An 18,879-nucleotide genomic window follows, 5' to 3' on the forward strand; every position below is an offset into this window, starting at 1 on the left:
GCGGGCAGGCCGAGGCCGGCCCCGGCCTGCGCTCAGGCCGCGTCGCGCGCGGCCAGCACGGCCACCAGCTCGGGCAGCAGGCGTTGGCCGCCAGTGCTTTCGACCGCCTGCGCCAAGGTCTGGCGCACGCCCTCCGCGATCGTGTGCGGGGCCTGGCTGTCCTGCGCCATGGCCGTGTAGTAGCCCAGGTCCTTGAGCGCATTGGCCATCGTGAAGCGCAGGCCGCTCGGGTCCTGCTGCGCCAGGAAGGGCTTGAGCCGCTCCAGCGCCGTGCCGCCGCCGCCACCCTTGCTCAGCACGTCGACGAAGACCTCGGGCGCCACGCCGGCGCGCTGGGCGCAGGCGGCGGCCTCGGCGATCAGCGACACCGAGCCCAGCGACACGTAGTTGTGCAGCAGCTTCATGCGATGGCCCGAACCCACCGGGCCGCAGTGCGTGATGTTCTCGGCGAAGCAGGCCAGCAGCGGCCGGCATTCGTCGAACAGCGCCTCGTCGGCGCCCACCAGCAGGTTGAGCCGGCCCTCGGCCGCCTCCTTGGGCGTGCGGGTCATGGCCGCGTCCATGAAGCGGCCGCCGGCCTCTGCCACCACTTTCGCCAGACGCTCGGTCGAGGCCGGGATCGCGGTGGAGCAGTCGATGATCACCGTGCCCTTGCGCATGCCCTGCAGCACGCCCTCGTCGCCGAGCAGCACCGCCTCGACCTGCGGCGAGCCGGTCACGCACAGCAGCAGCACATCCACGGCCGCGGCCAGCTCCTTCGCGCTGACGCAGGTGCTCACACCCGCCGCCTTCAGACCATCCAGCGGCTGGTTGCCTTCATGCTCCAGCACCGACAGCGGATGGCCGTGCCTGGCAATGTTGGTCGCGATGCCGTGGCCCATCAGGCCGACGCCGATCAGGCCGATCTTCTTGTGTTTCATGTCTGTCTCCTTGCGTTGAATGCAGCTCAGCGGCCCGCCAGCGGTCGGCCCAGGCCACCGGCACACACGTACTTGATCTCGAGGTAGTCGTCCACGCCGTACTTGGAGCCCTCGCGGCCGACGCCCGACTCCTTGATGCCACCGAAGGGCGCCAGCTCGGTCGAGATCAGGCCCTCGTTGAGGCCCACGATCCCCACTTCCAGCGCCTCGGCCACCTGCCAGGCGCGCGCATAGTCCTGCGTGTAGAAGTAGGCCGCCAGGCCGAAGGGCGTGTCGTTGGCCATGGCGACGGCCTCCTCGTCGGTCTCGAAGCGGATCAGCGGCGCCACCGGGCCGAAGGTCTCTTCCTGCATCAGCTTGGACCGGGGCGACACCTCGGCCAGGATGGTGGGCGTGAAGAAACGCCCGCCCAGCCGGTGCGGCTGCCCGCCCGTGACGATGCTCGCGCCCAGCGCCACGGCATCGTCGATGTGCTCGCGCACCTTGGCCACGGCCGCATCGTCGATCAGCGGGCCCAGGTTCACGCCCGCTTCCAGGCCGTTGCCCACCACCTGCGCTTCCACGGCCTTCTTCAGCTTTTCGGTGAAGCGTTCGTAGATGCCGCTCTGCACGAAGATGCGGTTCGCGCACACGCAGGTCTGGCCCGCGTTGCGGAACTTGGAGGCCATCACGCCGGCCACGGCCGCGTCCAGGTCGGCGTCGTCGAAGACGATGAAGGGCGCGTTGCCGCCCAGTTCCATCGACACCTTCTTCACCGTGCCCGCGCACTGTTCCATCAGCTTCTTGCCGATCTCGGTCGAGCCCGTGAAGGACAGCTTGCGCACCACCGGGTTGCCCGTCAGTTCGCCGCCGACCGTGGAGGCCGAGCCGGTCACCACGTTGAGCACCCCGGCCGGGATGCCCGCCTCCAGCGCCAGCTGTGCCAGCGCCAGTGCCGAATAGGGCGTGGCCGACGCGGGCTTGATGACGATGGTGCAACCGGCCGCCAGCGCGGCGCCGGCCTTGCGCGTGATCATCGCGTTGGGGAAGTTCCAGGGCGTGATGGCCGCGACCACGCCCACGGGCTGCTTGAGCACCACGATGCGGCGGTCCATGGCGGCGGCAGGGATCACGTCGCCGTACACACGCTTGGCTTCCTCGGCGAACCACTCGATGAAGCTGGCGCCGTAGGCGATCTCGCCCTTGGCCTCGGCCAGCGGCTTGCCCTGCTCCAGCGTGAGCAGCAGGCCCAGGTCGTCCTGGTGCGCCATGCACAGGTCGAACCAGCGGCGCATCAGGCGCGAGCGCTCCTTGGCGCTGGTCTCGCGCCACCCCGGCAGGGCCTTGTTGGCTGCATCCACGGCGGCGCGCACATCTTCTGCGTTCAGGCGCGGCACGGTGCCGAGCAGGCTGTCGTCGGCCGGATTGCGCACCTGCAGGGTGGCGCCGTCGGAAGCATCGACCCAGCGGCCGCCGACGAGGCATTGCTGGCGAAAGAGATCGGGGTGTTGCAGTTTCATGAGAAGCGCTCTTTGGAGGAAAGTCAGCGAAGAAGGTTGTCGGGCGCGCGGCCACTTTGCAGGGCGGCGATGCCATCGATGAGCAGCCAGCCCATGGCGTCGCGCGTCTCGTGCGTGGCACTGCCGATGTGCGGCGAAAGAAAGACGTTGTCCAGGTCGCGGTAGCCGGGATGCACGCGCGGCTCGTTCGCGAACACGTCCAGCCCGGCGCCGCGCACCTGGCCACTTTGCAGCGCGGCGATCAGCGCCTCGTCATCGACCAGGTCGCCGCGCGAGATGTTGACCACCACCGCGCCGCGCGGCAGCCGCCCCAGCCGCTGCGCGTTGAAGACGCCCTTGAGCGCAGGCGCGCCGGGCGCGGCGATCATGAGGATGTCGCTGTGCGCCAGCATCGCTTCGAGCGTGGGGTGGTAGGTGGCGCCGGCTTCCAGCGCCGGCTCGAGCCGCGAGCGGTTGTGGTAGTGGATGGCCAGGCCGAAGGCCTGGGCGCGGTGCGCGATCGCGCGCCCGATGCGGCCCATGCCGAAGATGCCCAGGCGCTTGCCCACCAAACCCACGCCAAGCAGTTGCGTGGGTGCCCAGCCCTGCCAGGCCCCACTGCGCACCAGGCGGTCGGCCTCGAAGCCACGGCGGCAGGCGTTGAGCAGCAGCATCAGCGCGATCTCGGCGCAGGCATCGCTGAGCACGTCGGGCGTGTGCAGCACCTGCACGCCGGCCTCGCGCGCCGCGGCCAGGTCGATGTGGTCATGTCCCACCGACAGCGTGGCCACGATGCGCAAGGTGGGTGCCAGTGCGGCGATGACCTCGGCCGTGACCGATTCGGTGGCGCTGACGAACAGCACTTCGCAGCCCTGCGCGAGCGCGACGATCCGTGCGGGCGCGAGGATCGAATCGTCGTCGTTGATGCTCAGGATGAAGCGCTCGTGGAGCGCGGCTTCCACCGCCGGCGTGAAGCGGCGGCACAGAAAGGCACGCGGCCTGTTCGAATGATTCATGGGGGCCTTCAGGGTGTGCGGCACCAGCGCTTTGCGTCTGGCGTTGCCTCAAGTCGTATTACAAATACGTAGTACCACCTTGTCAAGCGCGTTGACTCCGGTGCTATTCTTCGGGCACCCGAACAGCCTGCGAACACCATGGCCTTCTCCGCTTCCGAAGACCTCAGCCCGCGCGCCATGGATGGCACCCTTGCCGATCGCGTGACAGGGCTGATCGCGGCCGACATCCGCGCTCGCATCTACCCGGTGAACACGCGCCTGCCCACCGAGCAGGCCATGACGCAGCAGTACGGCGTGAGCCGCACGGTGGTGCGCGAAGCCATCTCGCGCCTGAAGTCCGAAGGCCTGGTCGAAACCCGGCAAGGCAGCGGCACCGTGGTGCGCGACCCGAAGACGGCCGACGCCTTCCGCCTGGCCCAGGCCGGCACGGGCGGCACGGAAGACCCCGCGCAGGGCGTGCTGCGCATCCTGGAACTGCGCCGCGGCATCGAGGCCGAGATGGCCGCCCTGGCTGCGCAGCGGCGCACAGGTGCCGAGATGACGCAGATCCAGCAGGCGCTGCGTGCCATCGTCCGCGCCGAAAAGGAAGGCCGCGATGGCGTCGAGGAAGACCTGGCCTTTCACATCGCCATCTCGCGCGCGGCCCACAACCCGCACTACACCGAACTGCTGGGCATGCTCACGCGCGCACTGCACGACGCGATCCGGCTCACGCGCTCCAACGAGGCACGGCGGGTCGACCTCGCGGCGCAGGTGCGGGCCGAGCACGAAGCACTGTGCGCCGCCATCAAGGCGCGCGATGCCGCGGCAGCGCGCACCGCCGCCTTCATGCACATGCACAACACCGGCGAGCGCATCGAGCAGGCCGGCAAGGACTTCTGGACCGGCGACAGCCGCGCTGCCGCACGCCGCGTGGCACGGGCCAAGCTGGGCACTTCCACGACGGCAGCGGCCACGCCAGCGCGGCCGACCCCGCGCAAAGCCGGTCGTCAATCCTGAAGTTGTGTGATAGATTCATCACACAACTTTGAGAACAACCCGGCCTGACCGGGACCGAGACAGGGCGCCGGCAAGCCGCGGCGCATCCGCCCGCCCCGGGCGATTCCACGACTGCGAACCCGGCCACATGACCAAGCCTCGCGTGCTGCTGACCGACCCGCTCCACCCCGATGCGCATGCGCGCCTGTCGGAATGGGCGGATATCGAACAGATCCCCGATGGACTCGTGCGCGAAGGCAGCGACGACTTCCTGCGCAAGGCCATGCCGCGCATCGAGGGGCTGGTTGTGCGCCGGCTGCTGCCGCCCGATCTGTTCGACCGCCCCAACAGCCTGCGCTGCGTGATGCGCCAGGGCGTGGGTCTGGACTTCATCCCCGTCCCGCGCGCGACCGCCAACGGCATTCCCGTGGGCAACACGCCGGCCGTCAATGCCAACGCGGTGGCCGAGTACGTGTTCGCCGCCCTGCTCGCGCAGGCGCGCCAGCTCGCGGCCTTCGACCAAAGCGTGCGCGCCGGCGACTGGGCCGTGCGCGCACAGGCCGGTGCGCGCACCTTCGAGTTGCGCGGGCGCACGCTGGGCCTGATCGGCTTCGGCGCCATCGGCCAGCGCATCGCGGCCATCGCACAGCAGGGCTTCGGCATGCAGGTGGCCGTGTGCACGGGCACGCCGGGCAAGGTGACTGCCCCCTTCACTGCGCTGCCGCTGGACGCACTCTTCGCCGCCAGCGACTTCGTCATCGTCGCCTGCCCGCTCACGCCGCAGACGCGCGGCATGGTCGACGCCCGCGTGCTGGCCCATGCGCGACCAAGCGCAGTGCTGGTCAACGTGGGCCGCGGCCCCGTGGTGCGCGAGGAAGACCTGGTGCAGGCCCTCGAACGCGACCAGCTGGCCGGCGCCGTGCTCGACGTGTTCGAGAGCCAGCCGCTGCCCGATGACAGCGCGCTGCGCCGCCATCCGGGCGTGCTGCTGACGCCGCACCTGGCCGGCATCACGCAGGAAGCCGAACGCGCCATGGGCGTGCTGGCGGTGGACACGCTGGCCGCCGTGCTGCTGCGGGGCGAGCGCCCGCCCAACATCGTCAACCCCGAAGTCTTCGACCGGCCCGCGCGGGCCGCGCAATGAAGACCACCCTTCTTCGCCATCCATCGCCATACAAAGGAGACAACCCTTGAAGATCACCCGCATCACCGCCGTGCCGCTGTCGTACCGCCTGCCCGAGGGCAAGACCGTGACCATGGGCATCGGCAGCACGCTCAAGCGCGACTGCATCATCGTGCGCGTCGAGACCTCCGAAGGCATCACCGGCTATGGCGAGGCGCACCCGGGCCGCAGCCCCGGCGCCATCGTGAGCCTGATCCACAACACCCTGCAGCCGCTGCTGGTGGGCATGAACGCCACCGACGTGGTGGGCGCGTGGCAGCGCGTGCACCGCATGCAGCTTTCCAGCCACGGCCTGGGCGCCGGCACCTGCCTGGCGCTGTCGGGCATCGACATGGCGCTGTGGGACATCCGCGGCAAGGCCGCCAAGATGCCGCTGTACGAACTGCTGGGCGGCTCGCACCGCCGCATCCCGGCCTATGCGGGCGGCATCGCGCTGGGCTACCAGCCCCCGGAATCCATGGCGGAGGAAGCGCAGTCCTATGTGGCGCAGGGCTACAAGGCCGTGAAGCTGCGCATCGGCGACACGGTCAAGAACGACATCGCGCGCGTGCGCAAGGTGCGCGAGGTGCTGGGCGACGACATCGACATCCTGACCGATGCCAACACGGCCTACACCATCGCCGACGTGCGGCGCGTGCTGCCCGCGCTGGCCGACATCCAGGCCGGCTGGCTGGAAGAGCCCTTCGCCTGCAACGACTTCGCGTCGTACCGAGAAGCGGCCAAGATCACGCCGCTGGTGCCCATCGCGGCTGGCGAGAACCACTTCACGCGCTTCGAGTTCGGCCAGATGCTGGACGCACGCGCCGTGCAGGTGTGGCAGCCCGACCTGTCCAAGAGCGGCGGCATCACCGAGGGCGTGCGCATCGCGGCCATGGCCTCGGCCTACCGCATCCCGCTGCATGCGCACAGTTCGGCCACGGGGCTGAACCACGCGGCCACGCTGCACTTCCTGGCCGCGACCGAGAACGCCGGCTACTTCGAGGCCTGCGTCTCGCACTTCAACCCCTTCCGCGACATGTTCGGCAGCACCTTCCAGATCGGCGCCGACGGCTGCGTGGAGCCGCCCAAGGGCCATGGCATCGGCATCGAGGTCGACGAAGCCATCTTCGACAAGTACCCGATGGTGGACGGCCCGGGCTACGTCGTGAAGTTCTGACCCGCGCCCGCCGGTGCGCCATGACCGGCCCATGACAGATCGAACAACGGAGACAAGCCATGCAATTCGACAAGCGCACCCTGCTGCGAGCCCTGGCCGCGGCACCCCTCACCCTGGCGTTCGGCGGCGCCTTCGCCAATGAGGAGTACCCCGGCAAGCCGACCCGAATCATCGTGCCGTACACGCCCGGCGGCTTCAACGACACGCTGGCGCGCACCGTGAGCGACCGCCTGAACCGCACGTGGAAGCATTCGGTGATGGTGGACAACCGCCCGGGTGGCAACACCGTGCTGGGCAACAACCTGGCCGCCAAGTCGCCGGCCGACGGCTACACCATCCTCATCACGCCGCTGCCCTTCTCGGCCCTGCCGGCGCTGTACGGCGACAAGCTGCCCTACAGCGCGACGGGCGACTTCCAGCCGCTGGTGTGGGCCGGCTACACGCAGAACGCGCTGGTGATCCGGCCCGACCTGAAAGGCGTGAACAACGTCAAAGACCTGATCGACTACGCGAAGAAGAACCCGGGCAAGCTGAACTACGGCTCCACGGGTTCGGGCTCCTCCAACCACCTGTCGATGGAGCTGTTCCAGAGCATGACGGGCACGAAGATGACCCATGTGCCGTACAAGGGCAGCGCGCCGGCCGTGATGGCCATGCTGGGCGGCGAGATCGACGTGCTGTTCGACAACGTGCCCAACCTGATGCAGCAGATCAAGGCCGGCAAGCTCAAGCCCATCGGCGTGACCGGCTCCAGCCGCGCCGCGCTGCTGCCCGAGGTTCCCACGGTGCAGGAAGCCGGCGTGGCGGGCTATGAGGTGATCGTGTGGTTCGGCATGCAGATGCCGGCGGGCGTGCCCAAGCCCATCGTGCAGCGCGCCAACCGCGACATCGTGGCCGTGCTCAAGGACCCGGAAGTGGTGAAGCTGTTCCGCGACCAGGGCGTGGAAGTGGTGGCCAGCACGCCCGAGGCCTTTGGCGAGCTGCTGGCCAAGGAGATCCCGAAGTGGACCAAGGTGGTGAACGATGCGGGCGTGAAGCTGGAGTGATGCGCCCGGGCGCCTTCGCTCAGAGCTGGAACTGCGGCAGGCTCTCGCGAATGCGCTTGAGCGCCACGGCCGCGGCGGCCGTGCGCGTTTCCACGCCCAGCTTCACGTAGATGCGCTCCAGGTGCTTCTTGGCCGTGGCGGGGCTGCTGCCGAGGATGTCGCCGATGTCCTTGTTGGTCTTGCCCTTGGCCACCCAGTACAGCACCTCGGCTTCTCGCGCAGTGAGCTTCAGCGCCAGCCGCATGGCCTCGATGGCGGCGCCGTCGCTGACTTCGCGCAGGATCAGCAGCCAGTCGCCCGAGACGCCTTGCGCATCGCCCTGCCCTGCGCCGTCGTCATCGTCGTCGCCGGTCTGCTGGTGCACGCGCACCTGCAGCTCGGCCGCGCCCTGCACCAGCACCAGCGGCGGCGGCTCCACGCCCTGGCGGGTGGCCGGCAGGTGCTGCGCCAGCCAGTCGCGCATGGCCGCGGGCATGGCCGGCGCGGTGGTTTGCGCATAGCGCTGCAGCAGCTCGCGCGCCAGCGAGGTCTGCCAGATCACGCGCCCTTCGGGCATGCGCACGGTGATGCTCGCGTAGCCGAAGGCATCGAGCGCGTTGCGCGCGTGGCCGGCCTGCTGGGCCTGCTGGCGCGCATGGCGTGCGCCGCGCAGGTGCACGTCCATGCGGGCCAGCACTTCCTTGGGCTTGATGGGCTTGGTGACGTAGTCCACCGCGCCCGTGCCCAGCGCGGCCACCAGGTGCTCGGTCTCGGTCAGGCCCGTCATGAAGACGATGGGAATGTGCGCGGTGGCGGCATCGCCCTTGAGGCGGCGCGCCACCTCGAAGCCGTCCATGCCCGGCATCATGGCGTCCAGCAGCACGATGTCGGGGCGGGCCTGCGCGGCGCGCATGAGCGCGGCCTCGCCGCTGGTGGCCACCAGCACGGTATAGCCCGACTCATCGAGCGCGTCGTGCAGCATGGCCAGGTTGTCGGGCACGTCGTCGACGATGAGCACCAGGTCGCCCTGCGCGGTTTCTTCGCGCAGGCTGGCGGCCAGCGGAGCAAGGCTGGGGTCGTTCATGGCACGCGCGACAGGGCCGCCAGGGCCTCGAAGTCAAAAGCCCGTGCCTGCGCGCGGCGCGCGGCGATCCAGTCGGCACACGCGGGGTGCGCCAGGGCCAGGGCGTCCAGTTCCTTCATCACGCCCCGAAGATAGCCCAGCTCGGCCGCGGCCCGCAGCGGCTGCAGCGCCTGCGCCGGCGGCTGCGGCGCAGCGGCGGCGGCCCCGGGTGCCGCGGCCTGCGGCGCTGGCGCCGCTGCATCCAGCCACTGCAGGCCCAGGCGCCGACCCAGCCAGTCGAGCAGCTCGCTGTGGCGCACGGGCTTGACGAAGAAATCCTCAGGCGCGATGCCCACGTCGTTCTCCAGCCGCTTGTCGAAAGCGTTGGCAGAGACGATGGCGCAAGCAGTGTGTGGCCCCCACGCTCGGCACTGCGTGTCCTCGCTGCCCCCCGAGGGGGCCGCGGCCGCCTTGGGGCGGCCCGGCGGCGGCCGGGACTGCCTCATCTGACCCGGTGACGCATCACCGCTTCGCTGCGCTGCCCCGGCCCACATCGCCCCGGCCCGGCGCAAAGTCTCCCAGCCGTCGATACCGGGCATGGCCAGGTCGATGAAGATCGCGTCGGGGCGCAGGCCCGCGGCCAGCAGGTCCAGCGCGTCATGGCCGCTGGCGGCAGTGCGCAGCTCGAAGCCCAGGGGCTCGAGCAGTTGCACCAGCAGCTCGCGGTCGGCCTCCTCGTTGTCGACCACCAGCACATGGCGGCGCCGGCCGGCGTAGCCGCGGCGCGCGGAGACTGCCGGCCCCGGCGCGGCGGATGCGCCTTCGGCAGGCCGGGGCGGCGCGGGCGCCGCATGCAGGCGCGGCAGAAACAGGCGCACGCGGAACACCGAGCCCTCGCCCGGCACGCTGCGCGCCTGCAGCTCGCCGCCCATCAGGTCGGTCAGCATCTTCGCCATGGTCAGGCCCAGGCCCGCGCCCGGCGCAGCCTGCGCGGCCGAGCCGGCGCGCGCGAAGGGTTCGAAGATCCTGGCCAGTTCCTCGGGCTGCATGCCGGGGCCGCTGTCCTCGATCTCGATGCTGGCGAATTCGCGTGCGTAGGCCACGCGCAGGCTCACCTGGCCCCGCGCCGTGAACTTGATGGCATTGCCCAGCAGGTTGATGAGGATCTGACGCACGCGCTTCTCGTCGGCGCGCACCCACTCGGGCAGGCCCGGGCCGGCATCGAAGGCGAAGCGCAGGCCCTTTTCCGAAGCCTGCAGCTCGAACATGTGGCCCAGCTCGCGCAGCATGTCGCCAAAGTGCAGCGGCCGCGGCTGCAGGGTGAGCTTGCCGGCCTCGATGTGGGCCAGGTCGAGCGTGCCTTCGATCAGCGAGAGCAGGTGCTCGCCACCGCGCTTGATGACGGCCACAGCCTGCTGGCGATGCGGCGGCACGGAGGCGTCTTCGCCCATCAGCTGCGCGTAGCCCAGGATGCTGTTGAGCGGCGTGCGCAGCTCGTGGCTGATGGCGCTGATGTAGCGGCTCTTGGCCTGGTTGGCGGCCTCGGCGGCCTGGCGGGCCTCGTCGGCGGCCTGGCGCGAGGCCTGCAGCTCGCGGTCGGTCTGGCGGTGCAGCTCGATTTCGCGCATCAGCAGGTGGGCCTGGCGGTTCGACTCTTCCTGCGCCACCTTGCGGCTCTGGTGCGCCAGCACCAGCCACCAGGCCACGATGCCGGCCACCAGCAGCAGCGCCATGTAGGCCTTGAGGAAGCCGCTGCGCAGGGCCGCCTGCGGCGCGCGGCCCACCGTTTCGGCGATGGCCCGCAGCTCCTGCTGGTAGAGCACGCCGAACACGGCCGCGAGGAAGGGCACGATCACCAGGCCCAGCAGCATGAAGTGGCCCAGGCCCGTGTCGAGGTAGGGCCAGACGCGGCGCGGCAGCAGCCAGCGCAGGGCAGCCGACCATTGCGCCGACAGGCTCGCCTGGGGCTTGCACATGTCGCCGCAGCGCGCATCCAGCGTGCAGCACAGCGAGCAGATGTGGCCCTGGTAGGCGGGGCAGTGCGCCATGTCGGGGCCTTCGTAATCGCGCTCGCAGATCACGCAAGTGCGCACGACCAGGCCCTGCCCACCGGCCATCCCGGATGCTGACGGGCAAGCCTCGCACCCACCCCGCGCGAGGTAGTAGCGCCCCTTCGTCGCCCAGGCGATCAGCGGCGCGGTGACGAAGGCCGTGCCCAGCGCGATCAGCGCCGAGAAGGCCTGCGCCATCGGCCCGAAGACGCCGATGTGGGCCGTGATGGACAGCACCGAGGCCAGCGCCATGGCGCCCACGCCCACGGGGTTGATGTCCCACAGGTGTGCGCGCTTGAACTCGATGCCCCTGGGCGACAGGCCCAGCGGCTTGTTGACCACCAGGTCGGCCACCACGGCCATCATCCAGGCGATGGCGATGTTGGCGTACAGGCCCAGCACGTCGCCCAGCGCCTCGAAGACGTTCATCTCCATCAGCATGAAGGCGATGAAGGTGTTGAACAGCACCCACACCACGCGCCCCGGGTGGCTGTGCGTGATGCGCGAGAAGAAGTTGGACCAGGCCAGCGAGCCCGCATAGGCGTTCGTGACGTTGATCTTGAGCTGCGAGATGATCACGAACAGCGCCGTGGCGGCCACCGCCCAGCCGTAGTCGCTGAACACGTATTCATACGCCGCCAGGTACATCTGGTTCGGGTCGACCGCGCGCTCCACCGGCACCATGTGGCTGATGGCCAGCCAGGCCAGCAGCACGCCGGCCAGCATCTTCACCACGCCCAGCACCACCCAGCCCGGCCCGCCGGCCAGCACGCCGGCCCACCAGCGCCCGCGCGTGGCGGGCGTGCGCGCGGGCATGAAGCGCAGGTAGTCGGCCTGCTCGCCCATCTGGGTGATCAGCGCAATGCCCACCGTGAGGCCTGCACCAAACATGTGCCAATCGAAACCCGCTCGACCGGCCTTGTCACCACCGTAGTGCACGACGCCCGAGAACGCACCAGGATCGCGCATCAGCACATAGCAAAAGGGCAGCACCAGCATGAGCAGCCAGATGGGCTGCGTCCACAGCTGCAGGCGGCTGATGGCCGAGACCCCGTGCGTGACCAGCGGGATCACGACCACGGCGCAGATGAGGTAGCCCCAGGCGGGCGGAATGCCGAGCGACAGCTCCAGCGCATAGGCCATCACGGCCGCTTCCAGCGCGAAGAAGATGAAGGTGAAGCTGGCGTAGATCAGCGAAGTGATGGTGGAGCCGATGTAGCCAAAACCCGCGCCGCGCGTGAGCAGGTCCATGTCCACCCCGTAGCGCGCCGCATAGATGCTGATGGGCAGGCCGGCGCCGAAGATGATCAGGCCCGTGGCCAGGATGGCCCAGAAGGCATTGACGAAGCCGTACTGCACCAGCAGCGTGGCGCCCACCGCCTCCAGGATCAGGAAGGAGGCCGCGCCGAAGGCCGTATTGGCCACGCGCCATTCGGACCACTTGCGAAAGCGCTGCGGCGTGAAGCGCAGCGCGTAGTCCTCCAGCGTCTCGCGCGCCACCCAGCTGTTGTAGTCGCGGCGCAGCTTGACGATGCGCTGGGGCGCATCGTCGGCCAGGGGCGAGGGCTGGGGCGGCAGGGTGGACACCCCCTTCCGGGTGCAACTGCCGTGCCACGGCACGGGTGTTGCATCAGCAGCGGGCCATTCAATAATCGTCGCCCATGGAACTCACGCCCCGCGAAAAGGACAAGCTGCTGATCTTCACCGCCGCCCTGCTGGCCGAAAGGCGCAAGGCGCGGGGCCTGAAGCTCAACTACCCCGAGGCCGTGGCCCTGATCTCGGCCGCCGTGATGGAAGGCGCGCGCGACGGCAAGACCGTGGCGCAACTGATGAGCGAAGGGCGCGAGGTGCTCACCCGCGCAGACGTGATGGAGGGCGTGCCCGAGATGATCCCCGACATCCAGGTCGAGGCCACCTTCCCCGACGGCACCAAGCTGGTGACGGTGCATCAGCCGATTGCCTGAGTGGCCCGCGCTTCAAGCACCTCAAGCACCTCAACCACTTCAAGCGACAAGGACTGTTTTCATGCGCACGCTCCGCAACCCCCTGATCGGCCTCGCATCCCTGGCCGCCGCCCTGCCCGCGCTGGCCCATGAAGGCCATGGCCTCAGCGGCCCCCATTGGCATGCCACCGACGCCGCGATCTTCATCGCCCTGGCCGTGGCCGTGGGCATCGCCTGGTGGGCGGGCCGCAAATGATCCCGGGTGAGCTGCTCATCGATGCCGGCGACCACGGGCTGAACCCGGGCCGCCGCAGCACCACGCTGGTGGTGCGCAATGCTTCGGACCGGCCGATCCAGGTGGGCTCGCACTACCACTTTGCCGAAACCAACGGCGCACTCGATTTCGACCGCGATGCCGCACGCGGCATGCGCCTGAACATCGCTTCGGGCACGGCCGTTCGCTTCGAGCCCGGCCAGCAACGCACCGTGGAGCTGGTGGACTATGCCGGCGATCGCACGGTCTACGGCTTTCGCGCCCTGGTGCAAGGCAAGCTCTGAACACTCGACCGCCCTGCACGCACGCCCTCTTGCAGATTCATGCATTGCCCGGCCGGGCAATGCCGTTGAAGGATTGACCCGATGGCCTCCATCTCTCGCCGCGCCTATGCGGAAATCTTCGGCCCCACCGTGGGCGACCGCGTGCGCCTGGCCGACACGGGCCTGGTGATCGAGGTCGAGCAGGACTACACCCTGCGCGCCGGCGGCTACGGCGAAGAAGTGAAGTTCGGCGGCGGCAAGACCATCCGCGACGGCATGGCGCAGAGCCAGCGCACCCGTGCCCAGGGCGCGGTGGACACGGTGCTGACCAACGCACTCATCCTTGATCACTGGGGCATCGTCAAGGCCGACATCGGCCTCAAGGACGGCCGCATCGCCGCCATCGGCAAGGCCGGCAACCCCGACACCCAACCGGGCGTGGACATCGTCATCGGCCCCGGCACCGAGATCATCGCGGCCGAAGGCAACATCGTCACGGCCGGCGGCATCGACAGCCACATCCACTTCATCTGCCCGCAGCAGATCGAAGAAGCACTGGCCAGCGGCGTGACCACCATGCTGGGCGGCGGCACCGGCCCGGCCACCGGCACCTTCGCCACTACCTGCACGCCCGGCCCCTGGCACATCGAGCGCATGCTGCAGGCGGCCGACGCCTTTCCCATGAACCTGGGCTTTCTGGGCAAGGGCAATGCGAGCCGGCCCGAGGCGCTGCGCGAGCAGATCGATGCCGGCGTGATCGGCCTGAAGCTGCATGAGGACTGGGGCACCACGCCCTCGGCCATCGACCAGTGCCTGAGCGTGGCGGAGGAAAGCGACACGCAGGTGGCGATCCATTCGGACACGCTCAACGAATCGGGCTTCGTCGAAGACACCATCGCCGCCACCAAGGGCCGCAGCCTGTGTGCCTTCCACACCGAGGGCGCGGGAGGCGGCCACGCGCCCGACATCCTGCGCGTTGTGGGCGAGGCCAACTTCCTGCCTTCCTCCACCAACCCCACCATGCCCTACACGGTGAACACGCTCGACGAACACGTCGACATGCTCATGGTGTGCCACCACCTCGACGCCGCCATCGCCGAAGACCTGGCCTTTGCCGAATCGCGCATCCGCAAGGAAACCATTGCGGCCGAAGACATCCTGCACGACATGGGTGCCATCAGCATGATGAGCAGCGACTCGCAGGCCATGGGCCGCGTGGGCGAGGTCATCATCCGCACCTGGCAGACGGCGCACAAGATGAAGGCCCAGCGCGGCGCACTGCCCGAAGACAGCGAGCGCAACGACAACTTCCGCGCCAAGCGCTATGTGGCCAAGTACACGATCAACCCCGCCATCTCGCACGGCATCAGCCACGAAGTGGGCAGCCTGGAAGTGGGCAAGTGGGCCGACATCGTGATCTGGAAGCCGGCCTTCTTTGGCGTGAAGCCCTTCTGCATCCTCAAGGGCGGCAGCATCGCGATGGCGGCCATGGGCGATCCGAATGCCAGCATCCCCACGCCCCAGCCCGTGCATTACCGGCCCATGTTCGGCGCCTATGCAGGCAACAGCGCGCGCAGCTCGCTCACCTTCGTCTCGCAATCGGCACTGGCCGCGGGCGTGAAGGAGCGCTTCGGCCTGGCCAAGACGCTCAGCGCCGTCAAGGGCATTCGCGGCGTGCGCAAGCAGCATCTGATCCACAACGGCCTCACGCCGGTGATGGAGATCGATCACCAGACCTATGCCGTGCGCGCCGACGGCGTGCTGCTGACCTGCCAGCCTGCGACGGTGTTGCCGATGGCGCAGCGGTACTTCCTGTTCTGAGGTTGCGGCGCCGCGCCCGCCTCTTGACAGGCTGGCTATGCTGGAAAAGCCTTTTCAACCCTCGGTTCAGCCGACCCATTTCACATGCTCACCGCCAACAAACTCATGCCCCAAGGCCAGGGCCTGGCACCGGTGCTCGTCAAGCGCGCGGCCACCGTCGAACTCGATTGGGACGTGCGTCAGAAAAGCCGCTTCGAGACCACCGATTCGCAGGGGCGCCGCATCGGCGTCTTTCTGCCGCGCGGCACTGCCGTGCGTGGCGGCGACCTGCTGGTGCTGGAAGACGGCTCGCTGGTGCGCGTGATCGCTGCGCTCCAGACGGTTCTGCGCATCACCCATTGCAGCGCCCACGGCACGCCTTTCGACCTGACGCGCGCGGCCTACCACCTGGGCAACCGCCATGTGCCCATCGAACTGCAGAGCGACCACCTCAAGATCGAGCCCGACCATGTGCTGGCCGACATGCTGCGCGCCATGCACCTGATCGTGAACGAAGTGCAGGAAAGCTTCGAGCCCGAAGGGGGGGCCTATGGCGGCCACGTGACGCAGGATGGGCACAGCCATCATGGGCATGACCACTCGCATGCTGAACACACGCATGACCATGGACATGTCCATGGCCCCGGCTGCGGCCACGATCACGGACATTCGCATTGAACGCTTTGGCGCCGCAGAGCCTGCTCCAGCTGATCTGGCTGGCTTCTCCGGCGCTGCCGGTGGGTGGCTTCTCCTACTCCGAGGGCCTGGAAGCCGCGGTCGACAGCGGACGCGTTCATGACGAAGCCTCGGCCGCCCATTGGCTGGTGGAGCAGCTGCATCTGACGCTGGCGCCGGGCGACCTGGCCGTGCTGGCTGCTGCGCTGCCCGCCTGGCACGCAGGCGATCAGGCGCGCGTGCGCGTGCTGAACGACTGGGTGCTGAGCACGCGCGAATCGGCCGAGTTCAGGCTGCAGACCGAACAGATGGGCCGCTCCTTCCTCGAATGGCTCAAGCTGCATCATCCTGACGCGCAGGCCTGCTTTGACGGCCTGGCCACCACCTACCCCATTGCCTTCGCCTTTGCTGCCGCACGCAGCGGCGCCGATGCGCGCAGCGCCTGCCTGGCTTTCGCCTTCGGCTGGGCCGAGAACATGACGGCCGCAGCCGTCAAGGCCGTGCCGCTGGGGCAGAGCGCGGGCCAGCGCATGCTCGCCCGCCTCGCACAGGAAATGCCGGCGGCGGTCGATGACGCCATGGCGCGCGACGACGACACGCGCCAGGCCTTCTCGCCCATGCTCGCCATTCTGTCGGCGCAGCACGAACATCAATACTCCCGTCTTTTCAGAAGCTGACCTCATGACCACCGGCGCCGCCCTGCATCACATTCCCCATCGCACCAAGAAGCTCCCGCCGCTGCGCGTGGGCATCGGCGGCCCCGTCGGTTCAGGCAAGACGACGCTGCTGGAGATGCTCTGCAAGGCGATGCGCGCGCAGTACGACCTGGTCGCGATCACCAACGACATCTACACCAAGGAAGACCAGCGCCTGCTCACCGTGGCCGGCGCGCTGCCGGCCGAACGCATCATGGGGGTGGAGACCGGCGGCTGCCCTCACACGGCGATCCGCGAGGATGCCTCCATCAACCTGGAAGCCATCGACCGCATGCTGGCCGACTTTCCTGATGCGGACGTGGTCTTCGTCGAAAGCGGCGGCGACAACCTGGCCGCCACCTTCAGCCCCGAATTGAGCGACCTGACCATCTACGTGATCGACGTGGCCGCAGGCGAGAAGATCCCGCGCAAGGGCGGCCCCGGCATCACCAAGAGCGACCTGTTCGTGATCAACAAGACCGACCTCGCACCTTACGTGGGTGCCGATTTGGGCGTGATGGAGGCAGACACCAAGCGCATGCGCAAGGACAAGGCGTTTGTGATGACCAATCTGAAGACGCGGGAGGGGCTTGATGAGGTGGTGAGGTTTATTGAAAACAAAGGGATGCTGACGGTGGTCTGAAGCGGTCCTTAGCACCACGCTTACTGCACCACAAACAAAAAGCCAGCCGTGTTCCCACGACTGGCTTTGCGCAGACTGAGTCCCGTCAACAAGTCAGGGAGTGGGAGGAGGCGTTATTGCCTCAGGCGTCCACTCCAGCGTCAACGCGCGGGCCACGGTGTTGCCATTGGGCGAGGTGACGATCACATCGAAACCAGCTGTCGACCCTGCGGCACACGTTGCCTCAGAAATATTCGCAGCCAGATCCAGACGTGTTCGCTGGCGCGGCACTGCCAATTGATCCAGCACGGTACCACCCGCTTGGACCGTCATCGTCACACCCGGGTTCTTGGAGATAACGGTGACGGTGCTTTGCGCAGGCGCTGGGAAAGAAGCGTTTGTACCCACATGCAGGGGCAGATTCAGCGGTACGTTGACCTTGCAGTCGCCTGCAAAACGCGTCGTAGCTACCGCACCACCAGAAGGAGCGTCGTACACATTCACATCACCAATCCGGGGCGCCGTGAACTGAATCGTATCGCTGATTGCCTCGGCATTCGCTCCCACGCGCGTCGATGCCGTGACTATCACGTACTGGCCATCCAGGGGACGAGGATCTTGCACACTCAGGTCAACAGAGCACTGGCCGTTCGCGGTCACGCAACCACCACGCGACGAAGAGCCGACCGCCAGAAAGTCGGAAGTAAAGACCACAGGCACGCCGTCAGCCACGGGGTTGCCTGCCGTGTCCACGATACGTACCGTGATGGTGGACTTGTCGCCAGACGTGGCAGAGTCGAGATTGAACTTCGTGGCGGAAAGATCAAAGCCTGCCTGCGTGGCCACTCCCGTGGTGATCAGCAGTTGATCGGACTGCGACGAAATATTCCGGCCATCCACCTTCGCAACCACCACAGCCGAGGTGGTGACGTTCTGCGAAGAAACCGTTGTCAGCACCACGCCTTCTGCATCACTGGTCGCCGTCGGAACATTCAGCGTCACGTACTCGGCAGGGTTCACCGAGAACGACACCTTTGCACCCTTGACCGGCGTGTTGTTGGCATCCACCACGCGGAACCGCAGGGTGGCCGATTCGGCACGCCCATTGCCGCCGGACCCTGCCAGCACGATCGACTTGTCAGCCGGGTTGATGTCCAGGAAGCCGATGGACGATGCGAGGGCCTGAGGGTCTGTCTGGCCCACCGAGGGCGCATTGGAAATTGCGAGGGACTTCTCTGCCGTGACCGTCGTACCGTCCACCAGGGCCGAACCAACGACTGTGGTCGCGCCAGTGGACGTGGAAGATGCAGCACGCACTTCGATCGTCGCCAGGCCGTTGGCATCGGTCAGCGCCGTTCCGGAAGAAGGTGCGAAGCTGAGCAGGCCCGATCCTGACTCGGTAAAGGTGACCACCTTCCCCTGCACTGGCACGCCCTTGGCATCAAGCAACGTGAAACGTACCTGACTGATTTCAAGCGTGGTCATGGAACTGGTGCTGACACCGTTCACGTTCACGATGGCCATGGCCGCGGTGGGCGCTGCCGGCGTCGTAGGCGTGGCCGGGTTCGTCGGATTCGTCGGATTCGTGGCAATCGGAATGATGGGCACCGACGGACTGCCACCGCCACCACCACAAGCCACCACTGCTGCCGCAACGAGCGCCATCAGGCTCGCGCGACCGATTCCCTCCAGATATTTCATATCTTCCTCCAAGTAATCTTGACCTGACATGGAAGC

Annotated in this window: 17 protein-coding genes; 11 read left to right on the plus strand and 6 right to left on the minus strand. The window is 68.1% G+C overall.

The features are described 5' to 3' along the window. Positions 1–32: 32 nt before the first annotated feature. Genes PGB34_RS08775 through PGB34_RS08785 form a run of 3 tightly spaced genes read right to left on the minus strand, consistent with a single transcriptional unit; the run spans position 33 to position 3,414 of the window. Positions 33–986 (minus strand): NAD(P)-dependent oxidoreductase, encoded by a 954-nt coding sequence (locus PGB34_RS08775; protein ID WP_271427710.1) that lies wholly within the window; start codon positions 984–986, stop codon positions 33–35. After that, positions 947–2,419 (minus strand): NAD-dependent succinate-semialdehyde dehydrogenase, encoded by a 1,473-nt coding sequence (locus PGB34_RS08780; RefSeq protein WP_271427711.1) that lies wholly within the window; start codon positions 2,417–2,419, stop codon positions 947–949. Before PGB34_RS08780 ends, PGB34_RS08775 begins: the two co-directional genes overlap by 40 nt. A gap of 23 nt (positions 2,420–2,442) precedes the next feature. Beyond that, a complete protein-coding gene (locus PGB34_RS08785) occupies positions 2,443–3,414 on the minus strand; it encodes a 2-hydroxyacid dehydrogenase (protein WP_271427712.1) in 972 nt (323 codons plus the stop codon). Between the two features lie 138 nt (positions 3,415–3,552). Here PGB34_RS08785 and PGB34_RS08790 point away from each other — a divergent pair, with 138 nt between their 5' ends. The 4 genes from PGB34_RS08790 (at position 3,553) to PGB34_RS08805 (ending at position 7,777) form a co-directional block, all read left to right on the plus strand. Further along, on the plus strand, positions 3,553–4,413 hold the full coding sequence (locus tag PGB34_RS08790) for a FadR/GntR family transcriptional regulator (RefSeq protein WP_271427713.1): 861 nt from the start codon (positions 3,553–3,555) through the stop codon (positions 4,411–4,413). A 127-nt stretch (positions 4,414–4,540) separates the two neighbouring features. After that, positions 4,541–5,536 (plus strand): NAD(P)-dependent oxidoreductase, encoded by a 996-nt coding sequence (locus PGB34_RS08795; protein ID WP_271427714.1) that lies wholly within the window; start codon positions 4,541–4,543, stop codon positions 5,534–5,536. Positions 5,537–5,582: 46 nt separating this feature from the next. Continuing rightward, positions 5,583–6,731, plus strand: a complete 1,149-nt coding sequence (locus PGB34_RS08800; RefSeq protein WP_271427715.1) for a mandelate racemase/muconate lactonizing enzyme family protein — start codon at positions 5,583–5,585, stop codon at positions 6,729–6,731. Positions 6,732–6,790: 59 nt separating this feature from the next. After that, positions 6,791–7,777 (plus strand): tripartite tricarboxylate transporter substrate binding protein, encoded by a 987-nt coding sequence (locus PGB34_RS08805; protein ID WP_271427716.1) that lies wholly within the window; start codon positions 6,791–6,793, stop codon positions 7,775–7,777. Between the two features lie 19 nt (positions 7,778–7,796). Here the strand turns inward: PGB34_RS08805 and PGB34_RS08810 are convergent, their stop codons facing one another. After that, a complete protein-coding gene (locus tag PGB34_RS08810) occupies positions 7,797–8,840 on the minus strand; it encodes a response regulator transcription factor (protein ID WP_271427717.1) in 1,044 nt (347 codons plus the stop codon). Continuing rightward, positions 8,837–12,457, minus strand: a complete 3,621-nt coding sequence (locus PGB34_RS08815; RefSeq protein WP_271427718.1) for a hybrid sensor histidine kinase/response regulator — start codon at positions 12,455–12,457, stop codon at positions 8,837–8,839. Before PGB34_RS08815 ends, PGB34_RS08810 begins: the two co-directional genes overlap by 4 nt. A 74-nt stretch (positions 12,458–12,531) precedes the next feature. Here PGB34_RS08815 and PGB34_RS08820 point away from each other — a divergent pair, with 74 nt between their 5' ends. The 7 genes from PGB34_RS08820 to ureG all read left to right on the plus strand — a co-directional run bounded on the left by PGB34_RS08820 (position 12,532) and on the right by ureG (position 17,163). Next, on the plus strand, positions 12,532–12,834 hold the full coding sequence (locus PGB34_RS08820; RefSeq protein WP_271427719.1) for an urease subunit gamma: 303 nt from the start codon (positions 12,532–12,534) through the stop codon (positions 12,832–12,834). A gap of 61 nt (positions 12,835–12,895) precedes the next feature. Beyond that, a complete protein-coding gene (locus PGB34_RS08825) occupies positions 12,896–13,069 on the plus strand; it encodes a hypothetical protein (RefSeq protein ID WP_271427720.1) in 174 nt (57 codons plus the stop codon). After that, entirely contained in the window at positions 13,066–13,371 is a 306-nt protein-coding gene (locus PGB34_RS08830; RefSeq protein WP_271427721.1) for an urease subunit beta, read from the plus strand. Before PGB34_RS08825 ends, PGB34_RS08830 begins: the two co-directional genes overlap by 4 nt. Before the next feature lie 81 nt (positions 13,372–13,452). Next, positions 13,453–15,171, plus strand: a complete 1,719-nt coding sequence (ureC, locus tag PGB34_RS08835; RefSeq protein ID WP_271427722.1) for an urease subunit alpha — start codon at positions 13,453–13,455, stop codon at positions 15,169–15,171. A gap of 84 nt (positions 15,172–15,255) precedes the next feature. Next, positions 15,256–15,828 (plus strand): urease accessory protein UreE, encoded by a 573-nt coding sequence (gene ureE, locus PGB34_RS08840; RefSeq protein ID WP_271427723.1) that lies wholly within the window; start codon positions 15,256–15,258, stop codon positions 15,826–15,828. A 5-nt stretch (positions 15,829–15,833) separates the two neighbouring features. Then, the gene (locus tag PGB34_RS08845) at positions 15,834–16,502 is read left to right on the plus strand and encodes an urease accessory protein UreF (protein WP_408647866.1); all 669 of its coding nucleotides are present in this window, start codon (positions 15,834–15,836) and stop codon (positions 16,500–16,502) included. A 4-nt stretch (positions 16,503–16,506) separates the two neighbouring features. Continuing rightward, positions 16,507–17,163, plus strand: a complete 657-nt coding sequence (gene ureG / locus PGB34_RS08850) for an urease accessory protein UreG (protein ID WP_271427725.1) — start codon at positions 16,507–16,509, stop codon at positions 17,161–17,163. Positions 17,164–17,256: 93 nt separating this feature from the next. Here the strand turns inward: ureG and PGB34_RS08855 are convergent, their stop codons facing one another. Beyond that, a complete protein-coding gene (locus PGB34_RS08855) occupies positions 17,257–18,843 on the minus strand; it encodes an Ig-like domain-containing protein (RefSeq protein WP_271427726.1) in 1,587 nt (528 codons plus the stop codon). Between the last annotated feature and the right edge of the window lie 36 nt (positions 18,844–18,879).

The sequence above is a fragment of the Xenophilus arseniciresistens genome, assembly GCF_028023875.1.
In the GTDB taxonomy this organism is placed as follows: Bacteria; Pseudomonadota; Gammaproteobacteria; order Burkholderiales; family Burkholderiaceae_C; genus Xenophilus; species Xenophilus arseniciresistens.